This window comes from Rhodococcus sp. 05-2255-1e, from assembly GCF_002259025.1.
In the GTDB taxonomy this organism is placed as follows: domain Bacteria; phylum Actinomycetota; class Actinomycetes; order Mycobacteriales; family Mycobacteriaceae; genus Rhodococcoides; species Rhodococcoides fascians.
In genome coordinates this window covers 474784-496142 of the sequence record NZ_NOZE01000033.1, presented here as the reverse complement: position 1 = coordinate 496142, position 21359 = coordinate 474784, and the positions used below count along the sequence as shown (strand labels likewise).

The window sequence follows — 21359 nt, the reverse complement described above, 5'->3', positions numbered from 1 at the left end:
GGGCGTTTCCTCCTCTCGCGCTATTTCTTTTTACTGCTCGTCGGACGCGGGTGCGTCCGATTCTTCTGCTGCCGTGCCCTCGGAAGCACTGTCGACCACGCCGACCATCGCGGTACGCAGCACGCGCTCGCCGAGCTTGTAGCCCGGACGCATCAGCGTGCCGACGACCGGATTGCTGCCGTCGCCCTCATGGGAGACGGCCTCGTGGATGGCCGGGTCGAAGGCGTCGCCCTCGGCCCCGAAGGTGCTCAGGCCGATGTTCGAGAACACCCCCGCCAACTTGTCCGCCACGGCCTTGAGCGGTCCGGTTTCGAGATCGCCGTGCTGGCGAGCTCGCTCCAGATCGTCGAGGACGGGGAGCAGCTGGGACACGACGGACGCTTTCGCGTTCTCCGCTCCCGTCTGCTTCTCCCGATCCGTGCGGCGACGGTAGTTGGCGTACTCGGCCGACACGCGCTGCAGATCGGCAGTGAGTTCTGCGACCTGAGTGTCGCGCGGATCTTCTGTGTCCTCCGCCTCGACCACGATCTCGCCTGTCCCTTCGTCCACCGAGCCGGGCTGGGGCGCAGTACCGGTGCCCGCGAGGGGCTCCGGAACTGCGTCACCTTCCCGTACTTCACCGGTCTCGGGATCGATCTTCCGCTTGTCCACGAAAGTGACCGGTTCTTGCTCGGAGTTACCCGACGTCACTTCTTGTCCGTGTCGTCGGCGGGCTCGTCGACAACCTCTGCGTCGACTACACCGTCGTCAGCGGCCTGCGCGCCACCCTCTGCGCCGCCCTGCTCCTTGGCCTGAGCCTCGTAGATGGCGGTGCCGAGAGCCTGCGACTCGCTCGACAGCTTCTCCACGGCGGTCTTCACTGCCGAGATGTCGCTGCCCGCGAGTGCCGTCTTGGCGTCGGCGATGGCGGTTTCGACGCGGCCCTTGAGCTCGGCGTCGACCTTGTCCTCGTTGTCCTTGACGAACTTCTCCGTCTGGTGAACGAGGGACTCGGCCTGGTTGCGGACCTCGGCCTCTTCGCGACGAGCCTTGTCCTCGTCTGCGTGAGCTTCGGCGTCGGCGACCATGCGGTCGATCTCTTCCTTGGACAGACCGGAGCCGTCCTGGATCTTGATCGTGTTCTCCTTGCCGGTGCCCTTGTCCTTGGCCGTGACGTGCACGATGCCGTTGGCGTCGATGTCGAAGGTGACCTCGATCTGGGGGACGCCGCGCGGAGCCGGGGGCAGATCCGTCAACTCGAACGAGCCGAGGAGCTTGTTGTGCGATGCGATCTCGCGCTCACCCTGGAAGACCTGGATCTGCACCGAGGGCTGATTGTCGTCAGCGGTGGTGAAGGTCTCGGATCGCTTCGTCGGGATGGTGGTGTTGCGCTCGATGAGCTTGGTCATGACGCCACCCTTGGTTTCGATGCCGAGGGACAGCGGCGTGACGTCGAGGAGCAGAACGTCCTTGACCTCACCCTTGAGCACACCGGCCTGCAGTGCAGCACCGACGGCCACGACCTCGTCCGGGTTGACGCCCTTGTTGGGCTCGCGTCCACCCGAGAGTTCCTTGACCAGCTCGGAGACTGCGGGCATACGCGTCGAACCACCGACGAGCACGACGTGGTCGATGTCCTTGACGGCGATGCCGGAGTCCTTGACCACTGCCTGGAACGGCGCACGGGTGCGGTCGAGCAGGTCGGAGGTGATCTTCTGGAACTCCGAGCGGCTGAGCTGCTCGTCGAGGAAGAGCGGGTTCTTGTCCGCGTCGACCGTGATGTACGGAAGGTTGATCGAGGTGCTCTGCCCGGAGGACAGTTCGATCTTCGCCTTCTCGGCAGCCTCACGCAGACGCTGCAGGGCCATCTTGTCCTTGGTCAGATCGATGCCGTTCTGAGCCTTGAACTTGTCGACGAGCCAGGTCACGATGCGCTCGTCCCAGTCGTCGCCACCGAGGTGGTTGTCGCCGGACGTCGCGCGGACCTCGACGACGCCGTCGCCGATTTCGAGCAGCGAGACGTCGAACGTGCCGCCACCGAGGTCGAACACGAGAATGGTCTGCTCGCTGTCGCCCTTGTCCAGGCCGTATGCGAGAGCTGCCGCGGTGGGCTCGTTGACGATGCGCAGGACGTTGAGGCCGGCGATCTGGCCGGCTTCCTTCGTGGCCTGACGCTGTGCGTCCTCGAAGTACGCGGGAACGGTGATGACCGCGTCGGCGATTTCCTCACCCAGGTAGGCCTCGGCGTCGCGCTTGAGCTTCTGCAGCGTGCGCGCGGAGATTTCCTGAGGGGTGTACTTCTTACCGTCGATCTCCACGGTCCAGTCCGTGCCGACGTGGCGCTTCACGGAACGAATCGTGCGGTCGACGTTGGTGACCGCCTGGTTCTTCGCGGGCTGGCCGACCAGCACTTCACCGTTCTTGGCGAAAGCGACGATCGACGGGGTGGTGCGTGATCCCTCGGAGTTGGCGACGACAACCGGTTCGCCGCCCTCGAGGACGGACACGACCGAGTTGGTGGTCCCGAGGTCGATACCGACCGCACGAGCCATAATGTTTCCTCCTGTTGTTGCGTGGGTTCCAGTCCCTGGGTGAGCGAACTCCGCTCAAGTTTGCACAACGCGATCTATCGCGTCAACTTCCAACTTGAGCCTCATCCACTCAAGGCTGCTGACCTGCACAACGGAGGGTGTGACGAATTTGTTCCCGAGGGAGCGGCTACGCCGCATGTGAGTAGGAGTGGAGCCTGCGGAACGACCCAGGTGAGTGGAAACTCGACCCCTGCTACGAAGTTCCACGCACATGGGGCGAAGCCCCTCCACAGCAGTACGCCGCGACGATCAGCGGGGATCGTCGCGGCGCAGCGGGAGAGAAGTGCAGAACGAAAATTACTCGGCAGGCTCGGTGGCGGGTGCGGGGATGCAGCTGTAGCTGAGCAGTCCGCCGGTGATGTTGTTCATGAAGTCGGCATCGAGTGCGCTGGCGAAGGCAGCTGCGCCGGCAGGGCGAGCGACCCATTCGCGATCGGCCGACGGCACGGTGTAGGTCATTGCCTCGCCCGCCTTGATGGTCTTCTCGGTGTTCTGACCCTGCAGACCCGGCAGTGCGCCGTAGTTGACGTTGACGTTCGACGCGTCGTCGGCACCCTTGTTCTCGACCTTGACCTGCAGTGCGACGACGCCGCCCTCGGGGGCCTTCTCGACTGCGGTGTCGCAGACAGTGGCCATCGAGACCACCAGGTCGGGGCTTTCGAGAACTGCGGAGCCGAGTGGCATCGCTGGCTCGGTCTCGGGCTCGGCCGAGGCCATGGGTACGAGGACGACCGCACCGATGCCGGCGGCCAGGGCGGCCGTCGAGGCCAGGATCGATGTGCGGGCAAGACGTCGCATGGACAACTCCTGTGGCTGAGGGGATGTGACCCGTGAGTCTGATGTGACTGAAGGGACAGTTGGTACTTCCTCACTATGGCCTATCCGATTCAGACATTCCACACCAGGCGGTCTCGATTCGATGACGTTCGCATATCGAACAAAACCGGTCGGGCCGAATGACATTCGTGTGATTCGGCCGACGCTCACCGATCGACGGGCCGGGCCCGGCGCGCCCACACGCTAGGTTTCGCTGGTCGAAGAAGAGGGGAACCACAACCCTGCGGATCGGCCGCGCCCTACGTAGGGTTGAGGAAAAGCGAGGCTACGGAGGCACATGGATCCCGAAGTGCAGCACGAACCGAGCGAGATCACCTACGACGAGAAGTTCTACCCGGCTCGGCCGAAACCGCTTCGTCCGTCCGTGCGCCGTGCGAACCGAAGTAGTGGTCCCACACCGGACAGCGAGCCGGTCGCGTCCAATCCCGAGTACGTGGACTGGCTCACCGAACAGTCGATGCTGCGAGATGCCAAGCTCATTGCCGAACAGCTGTCGGGCAAGGGCAGCATGTGGCAGAACCCGTATGCCGATCCCGACCCGCGTGCTGCCGTCGAGCGAGCACCCGTGTGGTTCACCGCCTACCCCATCTCGGTGATCAACGCTCCGCAGACCAGCTTCCTGAGCACCCTCGGTGACGAGAAGTTGTGGCAGGCGTTCTCCGAAATCGGGGTCACCGCCGTGCACACCGGACCGGTGAAGGTGGCGGGCGGCATCCACGGGTGGCGTCCCACCCCGTCCGTCGACGGCCACTTCGACCGCATCGGTATGCAGATCGACCCCGCCTTCGGCTCGGAAGAAGAGTTCCGACGCCTGTGCGTCGTGGCTTCCGCGTACGACGGCATCGTCATCGACGACATCGTTCCCGGCCACACCGGTAAGGGTGCGGACTTCCGGCTGGCCGAGATGGCCGTCGCCGATTACCCCGGCATCTACCACATGGTGGAGATCGAGCCGCAGGACTGGCACCTGCTCCCCCGCGTGCGCGCCGGTGCCGACTCGCAGAACATCGACGCCGAGGCCGAGGCCAATCTCGCTCGCGCCGGCTACATCATCGGTCAGCTGCAGCGAGTGATCTTCTACGAGCTCGGCGTCAAGGAAACCAACTGGAGCGCAACGCCTCCCGTCGTCGGCATCGACGGCGTCGAGCGGCGTTGGGTGTACCTGCACTACTTCAAGGCCGGTCAGCCGTCCATCAACTGGCTCGATCCATCGTTCGCAGGAATGCGTCTCGTCATCGGCGACGCCTGCCATTCCATCGCCGATCTCGGTGCCGGCGCGTTGCGCTTGGACGCCAACGGTTTCCTCGGCGTCGAACGTCGTGCAGAGGGTCCGGGTTGGTCCGAGGGACACCCACTCTCGGAGGCCGCGAATCATCTGATCGCCAGTGTGGTGCGCAAGATGGGCGGGTTCACCTTCCAGGAATTGAACCTGACGATCGACGACATCAAGGCGATGGGCACCAACGGTGCCGATCTGTCGTACGACTTCATCAACCGCCCGGCCTACCAGCATGCGTTGGTCATGGGGAACACCGAATTCCTCAGGCTCACCATGACTTTGGCTCGCGACCACGGTGTGGACACCGCGTCGCTGGTGCACGCGCTGCAGAACCACGACGAGATGACGTTCGAGCTCATCCACTTCGCGACACTGCACGCAGAAGACGAGTTCGCCTACGGCGGCGAGTCGGTCAAGGGCTGCGATCTGGGCGATCGCATTCGCGGTGAACTCACCGATCGCCTCACCGGCCGCTGGGCACCGTACAACCGAACGTTCACCACCAACGGAATCGCTTGCACCACAGCCAGTGTGATCACCGCGTCGCTCGGCATCCGCGATCTCGATCGGATGGACGAGCAGGACATCGAGACCGTCAAACGAGCGCACCTGCTGCTCGCCATGTACAACGCACTGCAGCCCGGCGTGTTCGCGCTGTCCGGCTGGGATTTGCTGGGCATTCTTCCGATCGCCGCCGACGAGGTCGAGGATCTCATCAAGGAGGGCGACACTCGCTGGCTCAACCGCGGCGCACACGACCTGATGGGGTATTTCCCCGACGCCGTGCGCTCGGAATCGGGCATCCCCCGTGGACGCAGCCTGTACGGGTCGCTACCGGAACAGTTGGCCGACCCGCAGTCGTTCGCTCGGCAGCTGGCTCGAATCATCGAGCTGCGCAACAAGTACGGAATTGCCACGGCGCAGCAGATCGACATTCCGACGGTCTCGCACAAGAGCCTGTTGGTGATGGTGCACGAGCTCGGCCAGGGCACCATCCAGGCCACGGTGCTGAACTTCTCGTCCGACGAGATCAGCGCAACCATTCAGTCCAAGCACCTGGTGCCCGGCACCTGCGCCATCGATGTGTTCGACGACAACGAGATCGCGACGGTCGACGAACTGCACAGTTTCCCGATGAACCTCGGTCCGTACGAGGGCGTCGCGGTGGTGCTGCGGTGAGACGGCGTCGCAGCACCGCTGACGGATAGACTCCTGCACCGTGGCCGAAGAACCGAACGATCCGACAGCGCACAGGCCTCGGCCTGCCCGACCGCAACCACCGCGGCCGGAGCTGTCCGTCGAACCTCTTCGGCCACGACAGGAATCCACCGCAGACTCCCGTCTGCCGAAGATCGCGACCGGGCTGTGGGCGGCGACCGCCGCACTGATCCTGGCGCTGGCCGCCGTCATTGCGCTGAACTGGAACGTCGTTCTGTCGGGCGTCGAAACCGCCGTGGCTCAGCAGGATTCGACGGCAAGCGCCGCAGACGTCCGGAACACGGCGTCGGCCACCCTCATCTCGAGCGGTGCTGCCGCCGCCGTGCTGGTACTACTCGGGTTCGTCTCGTTGAACCTGCTCCGCGGCGCAGCCACGTCGTCCAAAGTCTTGATGGGCGCGGTAGGAATTCTGACCATCGGGGCGGCCGTCACGTTCTCGACCTTCGTCTCCGACGCCTCGGCCCTGCTCGGCGGCGTGCTGCAATGGGGTCCGTTCGTCGTGGCAGGCGCTGCCGCAGCCGCCACGGTCGTCGCGCTGCTACCTCGACGCCCCTCACGTCAGTGAGGCGAGAATCCCTTCGGCACTGCGCGCGGCGAGGGCACACGAATTCGACGTGAACCGGTCCAGAAGCGGATGCTCCGAGAGGGATCGCCACTTACGCACCGCAGCCAGTGCCGTGTCGCGCTGCTGAGTGTGCCCCGCATCGGGCGGCAGATCGAGACGCTCGGTGGCGGCGATACCGAAGCCGCCGATGATGCGCTGCAGATCGAGCAGTCCTCCGTCGGGCAATGTCGGTGTGACCGAACGCAATCGGCCGAGCAACCGTAGTTCGGCAAACCCGTGCACGTCGGCGAGCATCCTGCCGGCTTCGGTACGCAGCGCATGCGACTCCGGCCGGAACTCCAGAATTCGTTGTAGCGCAACCAGAGCCGAGTGCAACTTCAGCTGATCCGCTCGCTGGCCGAATTGCACGTCGATGACCGAGCGAAGTTCGGACAGTCCACTGCGCTCGACCAGGTCGGCCGCCAGTGTCGGCGAATCACGCACACCGAGCCGAATCAGCGTCACGGCCATCCGAATCCCGAACAGGCCGAAGCGGTCGACGATGCTGGCGCGCAGAGCGGCATCGACGGGCAGGGTGCTCTCCGCCCGCACGAACCGATCGGCCGAGAGCATCGCCAGCTGCAGATCCTCGGTCGGTACCGTCGCGAGCATCTGGAATGCGGCGAACTCGCTCTGCCGCAACGTCTCTGCTCCCAACGCCAACAGCCCTGCCACCGGGACGACGGCCTGGCACAGCCCGGTGGCTTCGAGCTCGGACGCGAACCGTGCCGCGACCTCCTTGGCCGACATCATCGCGTCCATGCGGCCCGAGCCGACCTCGTCGGCCCGGGAGACCACCCCGATTACCCCTAGCGGCCCGGAATCACCGCCGACGTGTGCCCCGATCTGCCCGAGAAACGAGACGTCCGTGGCATTGAGGGTGCGCAGCAGGTAGACCACCGCGTCGGCCCCCGACGACGAATTCTCGGGGGTCAACATCGCCAACGTGCGCGCCGAGACATCGCGAGAGAGCGACGAGGTGCCGGGTGTGTCGATGATCGTCGTCTGCGCCAAAGTACTTGCCGGCCATTCGACGTCGAGGCGATCGACCTGCGCCGCCGTCAACGCACCGAGATCGAACGTCAGCCGCCCGTCGCGTCGTTGCACCGGAACGTTCGCCGCCCGATCGCCGTCGTACCAGGCCGTCACACTGGGTGAGACGCCGTTGCGATACCACGTGACGACCTTGGTGCATTCGGTGGCGTCGGTCGGCGCAATATCCTGCCCGACAAGCGAATTGAGCAGAGTGGACTTGCCTGCCTTGAGCGATCCCGCGAGCGCGACCCGGAGCGGCTCGTCCAAACGGTAGAGACATTCGTCGAGCATCCAGGACGCCTCGGCGTCGCCGGCGTACGTCGACCGCGCTGCCGAGATCAGATCGCGCGCTCGGGCCAGTGCCGTCACGCTCATACCGCGGCTTCCTTCACCAGACGCGTTGCGCGAGCATTCAATTCAGAGACAAGCCGCATGTCGTTCTCCAGCTGCGCGATCCGGGCGGTGCGATCGGTGTTGTCGGCGGCAGCGGCTTCCTGCGCCGAGCGCAACGACTCGTTGAGCGAACGCAATGTCTGCTCGGCGATCGAGGTGAAGTGATCTCGCAGCACCCGCTGAATCTGACGCAGCCGATCCTTCGACTCCTTGCCCACCTGGAAGCTGACGTCGTCGGTGAAGCGGCGAATCGCCATCTTGGCCTCGGAACGACGCGCCTTGACGCGATTCTCCTTGTCTTCCTTGTACGCCTTGGTGCCGAGCAGTACGCCCGCTCCGATCGAGATCGGATTGAGCAGACTCAGACCGACGAACGTGGTGATCAGACCGAACATCAATACGCCGCCGTAGGATCCACGCATTCCGACGAGCACTTTCTGCGTGATACCCACCCGACCCGATTCCAGATCGGCCAGTGACGTCACGGGCTCGAGCACATTGTCGAGATCGCCGAGATCGAGATCGGGCAGGGCCGCCGCGCCGGACGACGCGAAGTGCTCGGCCACCAACTCCGACAACCACAGAGCCCGCTCGTGCGCCCACACGAAATTGTCGCCCACCGACGCAGCGATCTGCTCTTCGAGCCATTCGCCCAGTTGCGGCCAGTCCTTCCCCGGATCCCCCTCGTCGACGGTTTCCTCGGCCTCCCGGGTGACGCGTCGCAGTCGGTCGCGCAGGTCGTGATCGATGTCCGACGCGAGATCGGCGATCCCGTCACCGAGCGTCTGTTGCCACTGCGAGGACCTCTTGTGCAGTTCCTCGGCGGCGGACTTGGCGCGTTGGAGCCCGGCGACTGCGGCGGCCGCGCGCTCCGGATCCTTCAGCGCCGCAAGCTCACTGCCGAACGACAGTGTCAGGTGCTCGGTCACCGAGCGGACGTCGAGGGATACCGATGCGCGAGCCAGCACGTCGGCTCGTGCCACCACGTCGTCGCGCAGAAACGCGTACAGCTGCTGGAAGCCGGATTCGGCATTGAGTTCCTCGTCGTTCAAACGCACTGCGTGCGAACGCAACAACGACGACACCGGCAGCATCTGCACGGTGATGCCGGCACGGCCCAGATGTCCACGGTTGGCCTCGACGATCTGTCGCCAATGGGGATACAGATCGATCTTGGTGATCAGCACCGCCACAGCCGGGCACAGACCCTGCACCTGCCGCAGGAACGCCAATTCCGGCTCGGTGAATTCACGAGAGGCGTCGGACACGACGAGCACGGCATCGGCCGACGGAATCAGACCCAATGTCCCTGCCGCATGCGGGTTTCCGTGGCCACCGACTCCCGGCGTGTCGACCAGCACCAGGCCGTCGGCGAGCAGTGGGCTCGGTACCGCGATGTCCAGCCGCAGCACCTCCCGGCCCTGAGCCCGGGGACTCGCCGGAGTGACCGTGGTGATCTCTTCGAGCGGTACGTCGACCCGAATCGGTTCGTCACCGGGATTCGCCAGCACCAGCTGCGCGGAGAAGCTGTCCGCGTTGGACACCACCGTCGGAATCGCGGTGGTCTCGTCGTCGCCCACCGAGCACACCGTCAGATTCAGCAGCGAATTCACGAACTGGCTCTTGCCCTGTTTGAGGGGTCCGACCACGATGATGCGACGGCGAGGGTCGAGCACACGCGACTTCGCTGCCTCGACTCGATCGACCAGATCGGATCGTCTCGCCGATGTCGCTACCTCCGCGGTGCGATCGAGCAGCTCGGCCAGTTCCGTAGATTGCCCGTCCATACCTGTGTCTCCACAACCCATCTCGTCGACTCCCGCGAACCCAACTCGTCCCGCAGGCCGCATTCCCAAACTCTAGCGACGACTCGGCCCCGAGTGTCGTTGAACACTCGGGGCCGAGTCGTCACTTCGTCACCTGATCACAGGCAACGCGATCAGGGGTTCAGCGGGTCGATGTCGTGGTCGACGGTCAGCGAGTGGCCCAGCGAATCTGCTGCCGAATCGACCGATCCGTGCAGGTTGCCGCCGGTCTCGCCGAACAGGTCCGTGCTGCTCTCGCTCTGTCCGAAGACGTCGGAGTCGACGCTCGACCAGCCCGTGCCCGATGCGTTCGCGCTGGAATCGAAGGAGCTCGCAGACTCGAAAGATCCCTCGGCGCCCGACTGCACTGCACCGGTGACCTGGCCACCGAGCTGCGCGGCGGAGTCAAACCCGCCGGCCACGGAACCCGCAGCGTCCGCACCAGCATCCAAACCCCCGCTCACCGTGGAGGCCAGTCCGCCGCCGATCGAGCCGCCGGCATCCAGTCCGCCGCCGATGTTCGACGCGATCTCGCCGCCCACCGAGGTTCCCGCGTCGACGACGCCGCCCACGGTGCCCTCGAGTCCTCCGGTGACGTTTCCGGCCAGGTCACCCGCGGCGGAACCGGCGAGGTCACCTGCCGATTCGAGTCCTGCACCGACCTGCGTACCGGCGTCGATTCCGCCGTTCACAGCGCCGGTCAGAGTGCCTTCCAGTCCTGCACCGGCCTGCGCTGCCGCGTCGATTCCGCCGTCGACGGCACCGGTGAGGGTGCCTTCCAGTCCTGCGCCGGCCTGCGCTGCCGCGTCGATCCCGGTCGAGACACCGCCCTCGACTCCACCTGCAACACCGCCTGCGATTCCGCCGCCGAGGCTGCCCAGTCCGGCCAGTCCGCCGGTCAGGCTGGTGCCCGCGTCGACGAGCCCGTTCAGTCCACCGGCCACGTCGCCGCCGACGTTGCCGACCGCCGCGAGGCCGCCGGTCACATCTGCTCCTGCGCTGCCGACGGCCGCGAGGCCACCGGTGATACCTGCGCCGACGCTGCCGACTCCGGCGAGGCCACCCGTCAGGCCGCCGCCGAGGCCACCGAGTCCGGCCAGGCCGCCGGTGAGGTCTCCGCCGACGTTGCCGAGTCCGGCGAGGCCGCCGGTCAGGCCGCCGCCGAGGCCACCGAGTCCGGAGAGGGTGCCTTCCACGGTGCCGGTGAGATCGGCACCTGCGGACACGGCCGTGTCGACCGCACCGGCCAGCTGAGCGCTGAGATCTGCACTCGCGCCGAGTGCGGCTCCGAGGTCGAGTGTGGCTCCGGCGTCGACGATTGCTTCGACGGCCGTGCCGAGCTGTGCGCCTGCAGCACCGCCCACGCCGAACGCGGTTCCGAGAATTCCTTCGAGGCTGCCCGTGACTCCGCCGGTCAGCGCGCCGGTGATTCCGCCGGTCAGCTCACCCGTCAGCTCACCCGCCAGTTCGCCGGTGATGCTGCCACCGATGCCCAGACCGGCACCGAGGGTTCCCTCGATCGCGGTGTCGATGGCCGTGGCCAGGTCTCCGACGACTCCGGCGTCGAGATCGAGGACGCCGCCCAGGGCGCCGCTGACGACCGTGCCGATGTTGCCGCCGGCTGCGAGGAGTGCGTCGACGTCGATGTCAGCGAGGGCACCGGCGTCGAGTACTGCACCGAGTGCGGTTCCGATGGATCCTGCGATGGCACCGTCGACGGCGAAGAGTCCGCCGAGGCTGCCACCGATGCCACCGGCGATGTCGCCGACGAGCGCGGCTCCGGCTTCGGCGGATCCGCTGAGGGCTGCTGCGATGTCTGCGGTGAGGTCCGCACCGACCGTTCCGAGCCCGGCGAGAGCGCCGCCGATGCCTGCGGTCAGCGCGGTGCCGAGGCCGCCGACGATGTCCAGTCCGGCTCCGGCGTCGAGCACGGATTCGAAGACGCCACCGACGGCAGCGCCCAGTTCGGCTCCGACGGTTCCGCCGACTGCGAAGAGGGCACCGAGCGCGCCGGACAGTCCGCCCTGGATGTCGGCCAGCGCGGCGAGGTCGACTGCGCCGGTGGCACCGATCGCGGCGTCGAGGGCTGCCTGCAGCTGCGCCGCCAGGTCGGCGCTGATCTCGCCGCCAATTCCTGCGCCTGCTCCGATGAGTCCGGTGAGCGCAGCGCCGAGTCCGACCGTGCCGCCGAGAAGGCCGTCGAGGTCCAGATCGATTCCGCCACCGAGTCCGCCGCCGATGCCCGCACCGGCACCGATGAGTGCGTCGAGAGCGCCACCGAATGCGGTTCCGAGTTCGAGGCCGATCTGGCCACCGACGGCCAGAGCTGCAGCGAGAGCTGCCTGGAGCGACGCTTCGATCTCGCCCGCCACGTCGATTCCACCGGTCAGCGCACCACCTGCGGCGAGCCCGCCGCCGGCTACCGCTCCTGCGGCAATGCCGAGTCCGGCCGACAGTCCGCCGCCGAGGCTCGCGCCTCCGGCGAGTGCGCCGTCGAGGCCTGCGGATCCGCCTGCACCCAGGATGGCGGAGAGCTGGCTGCCTGCACCGGCGAACAGTCCCGACTCGGCAACCAAGGGGGCCACCGCGACGATGTCCGCGTGGGTGACGCCGCCGAGGCCGGCAGCGGCCAACGTCGTCTCGGGGTTGGCGCAGTAGGCAGCAGCGGCGTTGTCGTCGCGCAGCAGGCCGAGAATGAAATCGAGTACGGCGTTGGTAGCCATGTGAGTCTCCTTGACGAGTGATGCTTCGTGGTTGATCACAAAGCTATGGTCCGAAGAGCCCCCGCCCAACGGGGACGATCCCCCTACTCCCCCGGGGGTCGCCAGGGGACTTGCATTAGGGGATCTGAGCGCTTTAGGGGATTTACCTCGTTGCACGCTCTAACCTGCTGTGAGACGTAACGAATCGGGGCACCGAGCCGACAGTGCGGGTAACGGCGGTGGGAACCAGGGCAGTGCGACAAGAAGGTGGCGGCAGATGAACGCAGGGCTCGGCATACGGATCGGAACTGTGACGGCTGTCGCCGCCCTGGATACCGACCCGGTGACCTCGGTGGTCAAGCGTTCGGCCCTCGATCTTCGTCCCGGTGCGGCCCCCAGTCTCGCCGACCTGTGGGACCGCTCGACGCGCCATCTCATCAGTGGATTCGCCGATCGCGTCGGTGACCCCGTCGAACTGATCGACGACGACGGCCGCAGTCACCGCGCCGAAGACCTGTACGCCACCGCCACTCGTGCCCTCGTCGCCGACGTCTCCGCCGGTGTCGACTCCTCCCCCTCCGTGGTGGTCACCCACCCCACACGCTGGACCGCCTACACCGTCGAGGTGCTCGGCGACGCGCTCGATCGCGCAGGCCTGACCGACGTCACGCTCGTTCCCGAGTCGGTCGCCACGATGCGCTGGCTCGAAGTCACCCGTGGAACCCAGTCCGATGGTCTCGCGGTCGTCTACGACCTCGGCGCGACGGCTCTCGACGTCACGCTGATGCGGACCGGGTCCGACGCAGGCGTCGTCGGAACCGGCGTTCATTCGCAGGAGTTCGGCGGCGCTCAGTTCGACCACGAGATCATGCAGTACGTACTCGACACCGTCTCGGGCAGTCAGTCGTTCGAGTTCGATCCCTTCGATCCCGACACCGTCGGTGCATTGGTCGAATTGCGCGCCCGCTGCGGCGAGGCCAAAGAACAGCTGTCCTACGACACCTCCACGTCGCTGACCGTGGACCTGCCGGGGCTGCACACCGAAGTACGACTCGTGCGCTCGGAGATCGAAGACCTCGTTCGCGCATCGCTGCTGGCCTCCATCGGAGTCGTGCGTGACGCGGTCGCCGCCGCAGGCCTCGAGGTCACCGACATCGATCAGGTGGTGCTGACCGGCGGCAGCTCGGCCATCCCGCTCGTCGCCGAGCTCGTCTCGACCGAACTGCGAGTACCGGTCGTGGCCGGGCCTCGCCCCGAACTGACCGTCGCGATCGGCGCCGCAATCCTCGGCAGCGACATCGCCGACGCCACCGCCGCGGACGACGCAGCAGCATTGGCTGCGGTTCCCGCCGCGACCGCCGTTGCCGCGCCGATGCCCCGTCCTACCCCGCGTCCCGCCCCGACCCCGACGGCAGTGGCGTCGGAATCGGGGATGTCCGGACGCAAGAAGGCAGGCCTGGTCGCCGGATCCGTCGTCGTGCTCGCCCTTCTCGCGGGCGGCGGACTGTCGGTCGGAACGGCCCTCACCTCGGACAACACCACTCCGGCCGAATCCAACGCCGAGATCTCGAGCACCGAGACTCCCGGCAGCACGGCCGCGGTGGCAGAAGTCGGGTCCACGACCGGTCCGACCGGTTCTGCAGCAGTCGGCTCCACGGGTGCACCCACCACGGTGGTCAACGCCGACGGCAGTGTCACCCAGATCGATCCGGCCACCGGGGCTCCTGTTGCCGGGGCACCCGTCGCCGGAGCGCCGGCCGCGGTCCCCGGCCAGAACGGGGCCGCCACCGTGCCGACCATCCCGTCGATCGCCGCACCGACGGTGCCCAACTACCAGCCCCCGGCCGTGCAGGTCCCGCAAGCACCGCAGTTCACGCCACAACCGCTACCGACGTACCAGGGCCCGACCCTCGGCGACGTCGGGCAGGGCGTCGGGCAGGGCCTCGGCGGTGTCGTCGGAGGTGTGGGTCAGGGCTTGGGTGACGGACTCGGTGGGGTCGTCGGCGGCCTGACCGGTCGATAGACCGACCGTGGCCAACAGCCCATCCGCTCTCGTCGGCGTCGAGCGCGCCGATCGATTCGTTCGTGACGCGTCGTCGAGCACCGGTGTGCATGTTGTCGTCGGGGTGAACGGCTCCGGTCGCTCCGCGGTGCTCGGTGCGGTCGCGGCCGCCGCGACGACGGTGCATGCAGGCACTGTCACCGATGCGCCATCGGGTGCAACGGTTCTGGTCGACGACGCCCATCTGTTGCCGGACCACCGCGTCGACGAGATTGCCGCTGCGGCAACGCGTTCGGACATCACGCTGGTTCTCGCCACGGCCCCGCGCCGATACGATTCCCGGATCGAGAAGCTCGTCGCGTCCGCAGGTGCCGCTCGCCTGACGCTGGTACCGCTGGACAAGACGTCGATCGCAACGCGGGCAGCCGCAGTCGCTCGGCCGATCTCCGCGTCGCTGGCGAGCGCGATCGCAAAGTCCACCGGAGGGCTGCTCGTCGCCGTAGACGCAGCACTGGCCGCGCTCGGGGGCGAACGGTCCGACCCCACACCGCTGCGTGCGGTCACCGAATCCGTTGCCGAACAGCATCGCCGGATACTTGTCGACACCACCGACGACACCCGCGCCGTGCTGCTCGCGGCTCGCTTCGGCGTCGTCCCGGACCCGGCTACGGCGGCGCAGCTCGTGACGCGGCCGGCCGACGCGGAGACGGTCGTCGATATCGCCTGCAGCTCCGGTCTTCTCGACGCCACGGGCGCATTGATTCCGTCCGCCGAAGGTCCCCTGACCGAGATGATCGGGGAGCGTCGATGCCGGGTGCTGCTCGACCGCATCACCGAGGTTGCGGCGCAATCCGGTCTGCTCGACGCCTCGGCCGCGCGGGCGTTGGCGACGCACGGGGTCGTACGCGCAGACCTTGCTGATTTCCTTGCTGGACAAGGCGATTCGACTCCCGTAGAGTCCGCTGGCCAGCTGTACGACGCGGCAGCAGCGGCGGGATTCGACCCGTCGGCGCTCGCCGCGCGGCGGGCAGAGGTGGCCGCCGCGACCGGACACCTCGACGAGGCAGGCCGTCGCGCCGACGAGATCCTCGACGCGGCCACCGATCACACGCAGGTCGATCTACGCACGGCAGTCAGGGTCTCGGCGTCGGTCGCCGCGCAGCGCGGAATGGTCTCGCGCAGTGCGCAATTGTTCGCCTGGCTCGGGACGGATCGACTCGGGACCGATGCGGTCTGGGCTGCCCTGTCGGCCGCTGCCGCAGGCGACCGCCCGGCTGCCGACCGCGCACTGAGTGTCGTGGCATCGCTGGCACCGACGTCGAGTACGGCGTCGGGTGCGTTGCTCGTCGACGGGGTCCTCGGTTCGATCGACTCACGCAGCGCTGCGGCGTCGAGTGCGGCGACGAACTCGCTGATGCGCGCGGTCACGTTGACGGCCGCGCCGTCCGATCGTTGGTGCGCTCCGGATTCGGCGGCCGCGGTGGCCGCTCTGCATGCCGTGCACTGCGGTGATCTCGCCCGCGTCGACTCCGTCATCGCTCGTGCGCTACCCGAGCTGCGGCCGGGATCCGAGGCCCACACGCGGCTCGTTCTCATCGGCGGCTGGGCGGCCATGCTGAGAGGAGACGCCGCGCAGGCCTGCCACCTGGTCGACCCGCTCGAGATCCCCGACTCGCACGTGCGCAATCACCTGTTCCTGCACGGCATTCGAGTGGGGTTGGCCCGCAGGTCCGGGGACGCCGGATCTCTCGTCACGGCGTGGACCCAGGCGCAGAACGTCGTCGCCGCGTACTCGATCGACCTGTTCTCGCTCTTGCCCCTCGGCGAATTGGTGCTGGCCGCAACACGAGTGGGCCAGTTCGATCGCGTCGAGCACCTCGTGTCGCAGGCCACGACGCTGCTCGCCGCGTTGGGCGATCCGCCGGTCTGGGCATCGGCGCTGCATTGGTATCAGGTGCAGGCCGCCATCGTGGCGCAGACGCCCGAAGCCCTGGTGCCGCACGCGAAGGCCCTCGCGTCCGCCGCTCCGACGCACCCGTACAGTTCCGCACTCGCCGCGGCGGGGCGGGCGTGGCTCGGCGTTCTACAGGGCAGGCCCGACGCCGCCGAGGTCGAACTCTCGGCGCGCACCCTCACCGCGTTCGGCCTGCCGTGGGACGGTGCCCGGTTGGCGAGCGAGGCCGCGCTGACCGTCGCCGACACCGCCACGGCCACCTCGTTACTGCACATCGCCCGGTCGTTGCGTCAGCCCAGCTCGCATCAGCGGGAGACCGACGGGACGACGCCGCAGCCGTCGGGATCTCTGAGCGAACGGGAGGCCGAGGTGGCAGAGTTGCTGGTTCTCGGCGTCACGTACCGCGAGGTGGGCAGCCGGCTCTACATCTCCCCGAAAACCGTCGAACATCATGTGGCTCGCATCCGCCGCAGGCTCGGAGCCGGGTCGCGCTCGGAACTGATCTCGATGCTGCGGGCGATGGGCTACGGAACATCGACCACCTGACCTCGGCACGCTGATGCCCCCTACTGCGGGTGTAACTGTGTGAGGATCCGAAGCGACATAACGACCGAACATCGACTCCGAGCCCAGGACAGGTAGATATCCCCATGACCGAGCAGCCCGCATGACCGAGCAGCCCGGCGGGGCGAGTATCGGCGCACCGGACGTCGGCCTCTATCTGGACGATGACCAGGCCGTCGCGGCCGTGTCGCGCCCCATCGCGCCCGGCACCTCCCTGCATCTGGCGTCCCTGCACTCGACCGTGCTCAACACTCACCCCGACGGCACCGTCTCACTCGGTGACGCCACCGCCAATGACTCCGAGGCGTACACGCACTTCCTCGACGCGCTCGGCGACGGCGTCACCGGTAGCCGGGGCACCGTCTTCCCCGCCGAGCAGCTGACGTCGATGGCGCTGCTGTGCCTGCTCACCGAGGTGGCGTCGTCGATCGATCTGCGCCCCGGCGATCTCGCTGCGGCCGCCACCTACCCGGCCCGCTGGACCGCCGAGCAGGTGTTCGCCCTGCGTGCGGCCATGAACGGGCACGGGTTGGCGCACGTTGGGCTCGTATCGGAAGAGGAGGCGCTGGCCGCCTGGAACTCGTCGATGCGAGCAACCATGGAGAAGAAGGACACCGCCGTCGCCGCGGCTCGTGGTGCAGCGCTTCTGGCTGCCCGGTACCCGGTCGACGCCGTCACCGAACGCCTCGCCGTCGTCGGCGCACCGACCCGCGCCGACCGTCGCCCCCTGTTCACCGCCCCACTGTTCGCCGCCGCGGCGTTCGCAGCGGCGCTGACGGTCGGTGCCGGTGTGATCGCATTGCAGCTCGGCACATCCGCCGACACCCCGGTGCCCACCATCGAGAACGCTCAGGTGGCTCCCCCGACGACGACGTCGGGAATCCGGTCGGGTGGGCCGATCGACTTCCCCACCGCCGTCGTCGAACCGGCAGCCGAACTCGTCCCTGCCGTCCCGCCCGCACCGATCATCACGCCGGAGACCACGACCACGGCTACGGACCCGACCCGAGAGCGACGTTCCGAACGCGACGCGGCCGAGGTCGACACGCGACCCGCCGTCGACCTTCCGGAGGCCACCGAGACCGAGGACCCCACCACGACGCCGCCGACCGACGACGAACCAGTCGGACCCGAGCTGCCCGACGACGAACCCGCCGAGGACCCGCCGAAGCCCACCCCCGACGAGAACGCCGACGACAACACCCAGGCCGGACGTCTCGCTCCGCAGGACCGAGCTCCGGCCGGAGCCACGACGGGCGGCACTCCATGAGCGGTGCCGGGCATCTCGGAATCACAATCGGCAACACCAGGTCCGTTGCGGTGTATCGCGACTCGACCGCGTTCGAACCCACCGTCGTCGTACTGCCGACGACACTGAGGTTCGACGACGACGGCCGCGCCCATCTCGGAGAGTCCGTCGACACCGCGCCGTTCACTCGCTTCGTCGATCTGGTCGGCAAGCAAGAAGATCTCGAACCCGATGCCGACGCGTATCGCGCCGAGGATCTGATGGCCAACGCCGCCAACTGCCTCGTGAGCATGTTCTCCGAGACGTCCGAATCAGCGTCCACGCCCGTCACGACGATGACGTACCCGACGCGATGGCCACGCGAGAACATCGCTCTGCTGCGCGACGCCCTCGATCACACCGGTCTCACCGACGTCGCATTGGTTCCCGAGGCCAAGGCCGCGAGCGCGTTCGCTCAGCCGAGCCCGGGGGCTGCCGTCACGGTGATCGACATCGGGGCCACCGGCACCGACATCTCGACGTATCCGGGCGGCGGCACCGAGCGCACCACCGCGGTCAGCGGTGACGTGTTCACCGATGCCCTGTTCGATCACGTGGTGACCGATCGCGAACACCTCGACCTGTCCGACGCCGCAGTCCTGGCTTCTCTCACCGGTGTCGTCGCGTCCTGCGAGCAGGCGAAACACACGTTGAGCACCGCGGACGTGGCCACGATCGCGGTGGAGCTGCCCGGCGTCTCGGATACCACGACGGTCACCCGCGCCGAGTTCGCAGACCTGATCGCGCCGACGTTGGGCCTGCTCGACGTGCCGTCGACCGGCACGGTCGTGCTCACCGGCGGCAGTGCTGCCCTACCTTCGGTGGTCGCCGACATCGGCGAGCGCACCGCAGGCGCGCTGCTCGTCGAGCCGCTCGCTGCGGCTCGCGGCGCACTGAACATCGCCGAGATCGAGGACGTCGACGGCAACTCGTTGGTGACCGGCGCAGCGCCGGTGGTCACTCGCAACGACGGCACGGACTCGCTCGATACCGACGCGATCCCGGTGGTCGCTCCGCCGCCGCCCCTCGCGTTCTCCGAGGCGATACCGGCGGTGGCACCGGTGTTCGGCCCGTCCCAGCTGCGCTCGGAGCCCATCGTTCCGGCCGGAGATCCCGACGGTTCCGACACGGCGACCCAGCAGTACGCCGCAACCGCGTTCGCCGGTGCGGCGACCGAGAACAAGAAGGAACGCAGCGAGCGCTCGCGTACCGTCACCACGATCATCGCCGGTGCCGGTGCGGGCGTGGTCATCGTTCTCGTCATCGCAGCCCTGAGTGGGGTGTTCAGCAGCGGACCCGCCACGACACCGCCCACCGTCACCGACGCGGGATCACCGGTCACCACCTCCGCGCGGGTGCCGTCTACCGCACCGACCACGACGACGGTTCCCGCGGCCGCTCCCGAGGTGGTGCAGGAGCCGACGGCCGAGGAGTACACCCCGCCCCAACCGGCTCCCCTGCCTGCGCCGCCGCCTGCTCCGGAACCGACACCGGCACCGCCTCCGGTGGTCACGACACCGCCCGTCGCGGTGACTACCACTCCGGAAACGACGACGCCGGCGGAAACGACGACTCCGGTCACTACGACGACCACGACGACCACCTCAGCAACGAACCCGGAGCCCTGAGCAGGGAAAACATTGGTCCGGTAGCGCATGCCCTAGGGTGGGGCGCTGATGCCAAGCACCCGATGAAGGGATTTCATGCGTAACACCGGGGCTCTGCGTACTGCAGTGCTGTGCTCGACGGCTTTCGTACTTCTTGCTTCGTTCTCCGGAACAGCGGCAGCCGAACCTGTGGTTCAGTCGCCCGCCGATCAGCTTCCGCGAGAGCTCGTCGAAGCCGTGCAGCGAGATCTGAAGATCTCCCCGCAGGAATACCTCGATCGTGCGGCGCGTGCACAGGAGCTGTCGGCCTACGCCTCGGACTTCCGGGCGAGCCGACCCGCCGATTTCGCCGGTGCCTGGATCGGGCCCGACGGTAATGCCGTCGTTGCCGTCACCTCTCCCGCGGCCGCGCAGGCCGTCGCCAAGGACGGCTATGCCACCGCGCAGTCGCCGGTGTCCGCGGACGGGCTGGAGAAGTCGCTGGCAGATCTGAACTCGTGGATCGCCGGCCTCCCGCGTGAGATCTCGGAGCAGATCAACGGCACAGCCATCGACTTCATCGACAACCAGATCGTGCTGAATGTGGCGAACAGTCCGATCGGCAAGGCCCTGAACCTGCCGACCCTGCTGGCCAACATCAAGGTGATGCTCTCCCCCGGTGGCAACAAGCCGGCCGACCCGGCACCGATGGGCGGCGACACGTACGTCACCACCGCCGGGCCGATTGCCGACGCACCGCCGACCGAGATCAGCATCTGCTCGTTCGGCTTCAATGCCGTCGACGCCGACGGTAGTGCCGTCAATCTGACTGCGGGACACTGCAATCCGAACAAGGCCACGGGCGCCGGCGGAGCACCGGTGTACCTGCCCGATCCGGCCGACATCGCGCGCAGCTCCCAGATCGGCTCGTTCGATCGCTCGAGCCTGGGAGCACCGGACGGCCTCGACTGGTCGGTCATCGGCCTCGACGCCGCCGGACAGAAGGCCGGGCTGGACCGTCCCACCGTTCGCGGGGCCAACGGCAGCACCGTCACCGTCACCGGAACGGCATCCCCCGTCATCGGCGCACCCGTCTGCAAATCCGGGCAGTCGTCGTCGTTCACGTGTGGAGTGGTGGCTGCCGATCGCGTCGAGACGCAGCTCTTCATGGAGGACGGCACGTCGCGCACCGTGCGCGGCTTCGCCAGCACCGCATGCACATTGGCCGGTGACAGCGGCGGGGCCATCGTCACCGGCACGCTGGCACTCGGCATCACCAGCGGATCCAACAGCGGTGGAGCACCCGACTGCACCGAGGCGAACCTCGCGCTGGCGCAGTTCGGCGGCACCGCCAGCCTGGGCATTCCCATCGATCAGGTCACGAGCGCGACCGGAGCTACTGTCCGAACCGGGTAAAGCGGTACGCGCGAGGCCTCCGACCCCCTATAGTTCGTGTGCGAAGTGAACGGCATCACATCGTTCGATGCCCGGGGGGAAGGTCGTTATGCGTCGCCGTGCGTGT

Annotated in this window: 13 protein-coding genes; 7 read left to right on the top strand and 6 right to left on the bottom strand. The window is 67.5% G+C overall.

Features of this window, described 5'->3' with window-relative positions:
* Positions 1 to 30: 30 nt before the first annotated feature.
* The 3 genes from grpE to CH262_RS21280 form a co-directional block, all read right to left on the bottom strand.
* Positions 31 to 690 (bottom strand): nucleotide exchange factor GrpE, encoded by a 660-nt coding sequence (gene grpE / locus CH262_RS21290; protein WP_032371877.1) that lies wholly within the window; start codon positions 688 to 690, stop codon positions 31 to 33.
* A complete protein-coding gene (gene dnaK / locus CH262_RS21285) occupies positions 687 to 2531 on the bottom strand; it encodes a molecular chaperone DnaK (protein WP_094718388.1) in 1845 nt (614 codons plus the stop codon). The genes grpE and dnaK overlap by 4 nt, the downstream gene beginning before the upstream one ends.
* Before the next feature lie 336 nt (positions 2532 to 2867).
* On the bottom strand, positions 2868 to 3368 hold the full coding sequence (locus CH262_RS21280; protein ID WP_032366878.1) for a hypothetical protein: 501 nt from the start codon (positions 3366 to 3368) through the stop codon (positions 2868 to 2870).
* Between the two features lie 316 nt (positions 3369 to 3684).
* Between CH262_RS21280 and treS the strand changes: the two genes are divergently transcribed.
* Positions 3685 to 5865, top strand: coding sequence for a maltose alpha-D-glucosyltransferase (gene treS / locus CH262_RS21275; RefSeq protein WP_027495653.1), 2181 nt, complete (start codon positions 3685 to 3687; stop codon positions 5863 to 5865).
* A 40-nt stretch (positions 5866 to 5905) separates the two neighbouring features.
* Entirely contained in the window at positions 5906 to 6469 is a 564-nt protein-coding gene (locus CH262_RS21270) for a hypothetical protein (protein WP_094718387.1), read from the top strand.
* On the opposite strand, the gene CH262_RS21265 is transcribed toward CH262_RS21270, so the two are convergent.
* The 3 genes from CH262_RS21265 to CH262_RS21255 form a co-directional block, all read right to left on the bottom strand.
* Positions 6458 to 7918, bottom strand: a complete 1461-nt coding sequence (locus CH262_RS21265; RefSeq protein WP_027495651.1) for a dynamin family protein — start codon at positions 7916 to 7918, stop codon at positions 6458 to 6460. The two genes, CH262_RS21270 and CH262_RS21265, sit on opposite strands and share 12 nt — an antisense overlap.
* Positions 7915 to 9723: a dynamin family protein gene (locus CH262_RS21260; RefSeq protein ID WP_032386484.1), complete on the bottom strand. Its 1809-nt coding sequence runs from the start codon at positions 9721 to 9723 to the stop codon at positions 7915 to 7917. Before CH262_RS21260 ends, CH262_RS21265 begins: the two co-directional genes overlap by 4 nt.
* A gap of 152 nt (positions 9724 to 9875) precedes the next feature.
* Positions 9876 to 12464: an IniB N-terminal domain-containing protein gene (locus tag CH262_RS21255; RefSeq protein ID WP_032386777.1), complete on the bottom strand. Its 2589-nt coding sequence runs from the start codon at positions 12462 to 12464 to the stop codon at positions 9876 to 9878.
* A gap of 256 nt (positions 12465 to 12720) precedes the next feature.
* Between CH262_RS21255 and CH262_RS21250 the strand changes: the two genes are divergently transcribed.
* The 5 genes from CH262_RS21250 (at position 12721) to CH262_RS21230 (ending at position 21253) form a co-directional block, all read left to right on the top strand.
* Complete coding sequence (locus tag CH262_RS21250) at positions 12721 to 14466, top strand: Hsp70 family protein (protein ID WP_094718386.1); 1746 nt, start codon at positions 12721 to 12723, stop codon at positions 14464 to 14466.
* Between the two features lie 7 nt (positions 14467 to 14473).
* Complete coding sequence (locus CH262_RS21245; protein ID WP_256988898.1) at positions 14474 to 16945, top strand: helix-turn-helix transcriptional regulator; 2472 nt, start codon at positions 14474 to 14476, stop codon at positions 16943 to 16945.
* Positions 16946 to 17066: 121 nt separating this feature from the next.
* Entirely contained in the window at positions 17067 to 18233 is a 1167-nt protein-coding gene (locus CH262_RS21240) for a hypothetical protein (protein ID WP_094718385.1), read from the top strand.
* Positions 18230 to 19879, top strand: coding sequence for an Hsp70 family protein (locus CH262_RS21235; protein WP_032406186.1), 1650 nt, complete (start codon positions 18230 to 18232; stop codon positions 19877 to 19879). Before CH262_RS21240 ends, CH262_RS21235 begins: the two co-directional genes overlap by 4 nt.
* 75 nt (positions 19880 to 19954) lie before the next feature.
* Positions 19955 to 21253 (top strand): S1 family peptidase, encoded by a 1299-nt coding sequence (locus CH262_RS21230; RefSeq protein ID WP_179275077.1) that lies wholly within the window; start codon positions 19955 to 19957, stop codon positions 21251 to 21253.
* The last annotated feature ends 106 nt before the right edge of the window (positions 21254 to 21359 follow it).

What these genes read in the sequence shown, in the direction of transcription:
- dnaK (WP_094718388.1), bottom strand. Translation starts at nt 2,531, where the DNA reads ATGGCTCGTGCGGTCGGTATCGACCTCGGGACCACCAACTCGGTCGTG.
- CH262_RS21280 (WP_032366878.1), bottom strand. Translation starts at nt 3,368, where the DNA reads ATGCGACGTCTTGCCCGCACATCGATCCTGGCCTCGACGGCCGCCCTG.
- treS (WP_027495653.1), top strand. Translation starts at nt 3,685, where the DNA reads ATGGATCCCGAAGTGCAGCACGAACCGAGCGAGATCACCTACGACGAG.
- CH262_RS21265 (WP_027495651.1), bottom strand. Translation starts at nt 7,918, where the DNA reads ATGAGCGTGACGGCACTGGCCCGAGCGCGCGATCTGATCTCGGCAGCG.
- CH262_RS21260 (WP_032386484.1), bottom strand. Translation starts at nt 9,723, where the DNA reads ATGGACGGGCAATCTACGGAACTGGCCGAGCTGCTCGATCGCACCGCG.
- CH262_RS21255 (WP_032386777.1), bottom strand. Translation starts at nt 12,464, where the DNA reads ATGGCTACCAACGCCGTACTCGATTTCATTCTCGGCCTGCTGCGCGAC.
- CH262_RS21250 (WP_094718386.1), top strand. Translation starts at nt 12,721, where the DNA reads ATGAACGCAGGGCTCGGCATACGGATCGGAACTGTGACGGCTGTCGCC.
- CH262_RS21240 (WP_094718385.1), top strand. Translation starts at nt 17,067, where the DNA reads ATGACCGAGCAGCCCGGCGGGGCGAGTATCGGCGCACCGGACGTCGGC.
- CH262_RS21235 (WP_032406186.1), top strand. Translation starts at nt 18,230, where the DNA reads ATGAGCGGTGCCGGGCATCTCGGAATCACAATCGGCAACACCAGGTCC.
- CH262_RS21230 (WP_179275077.1), top strand. Translation starts at nt 19,955, where the DNA reads ATGCGTAACACCGGGGCTCTGCGTACTGCAGTGCTGTGCTCGACGGCT.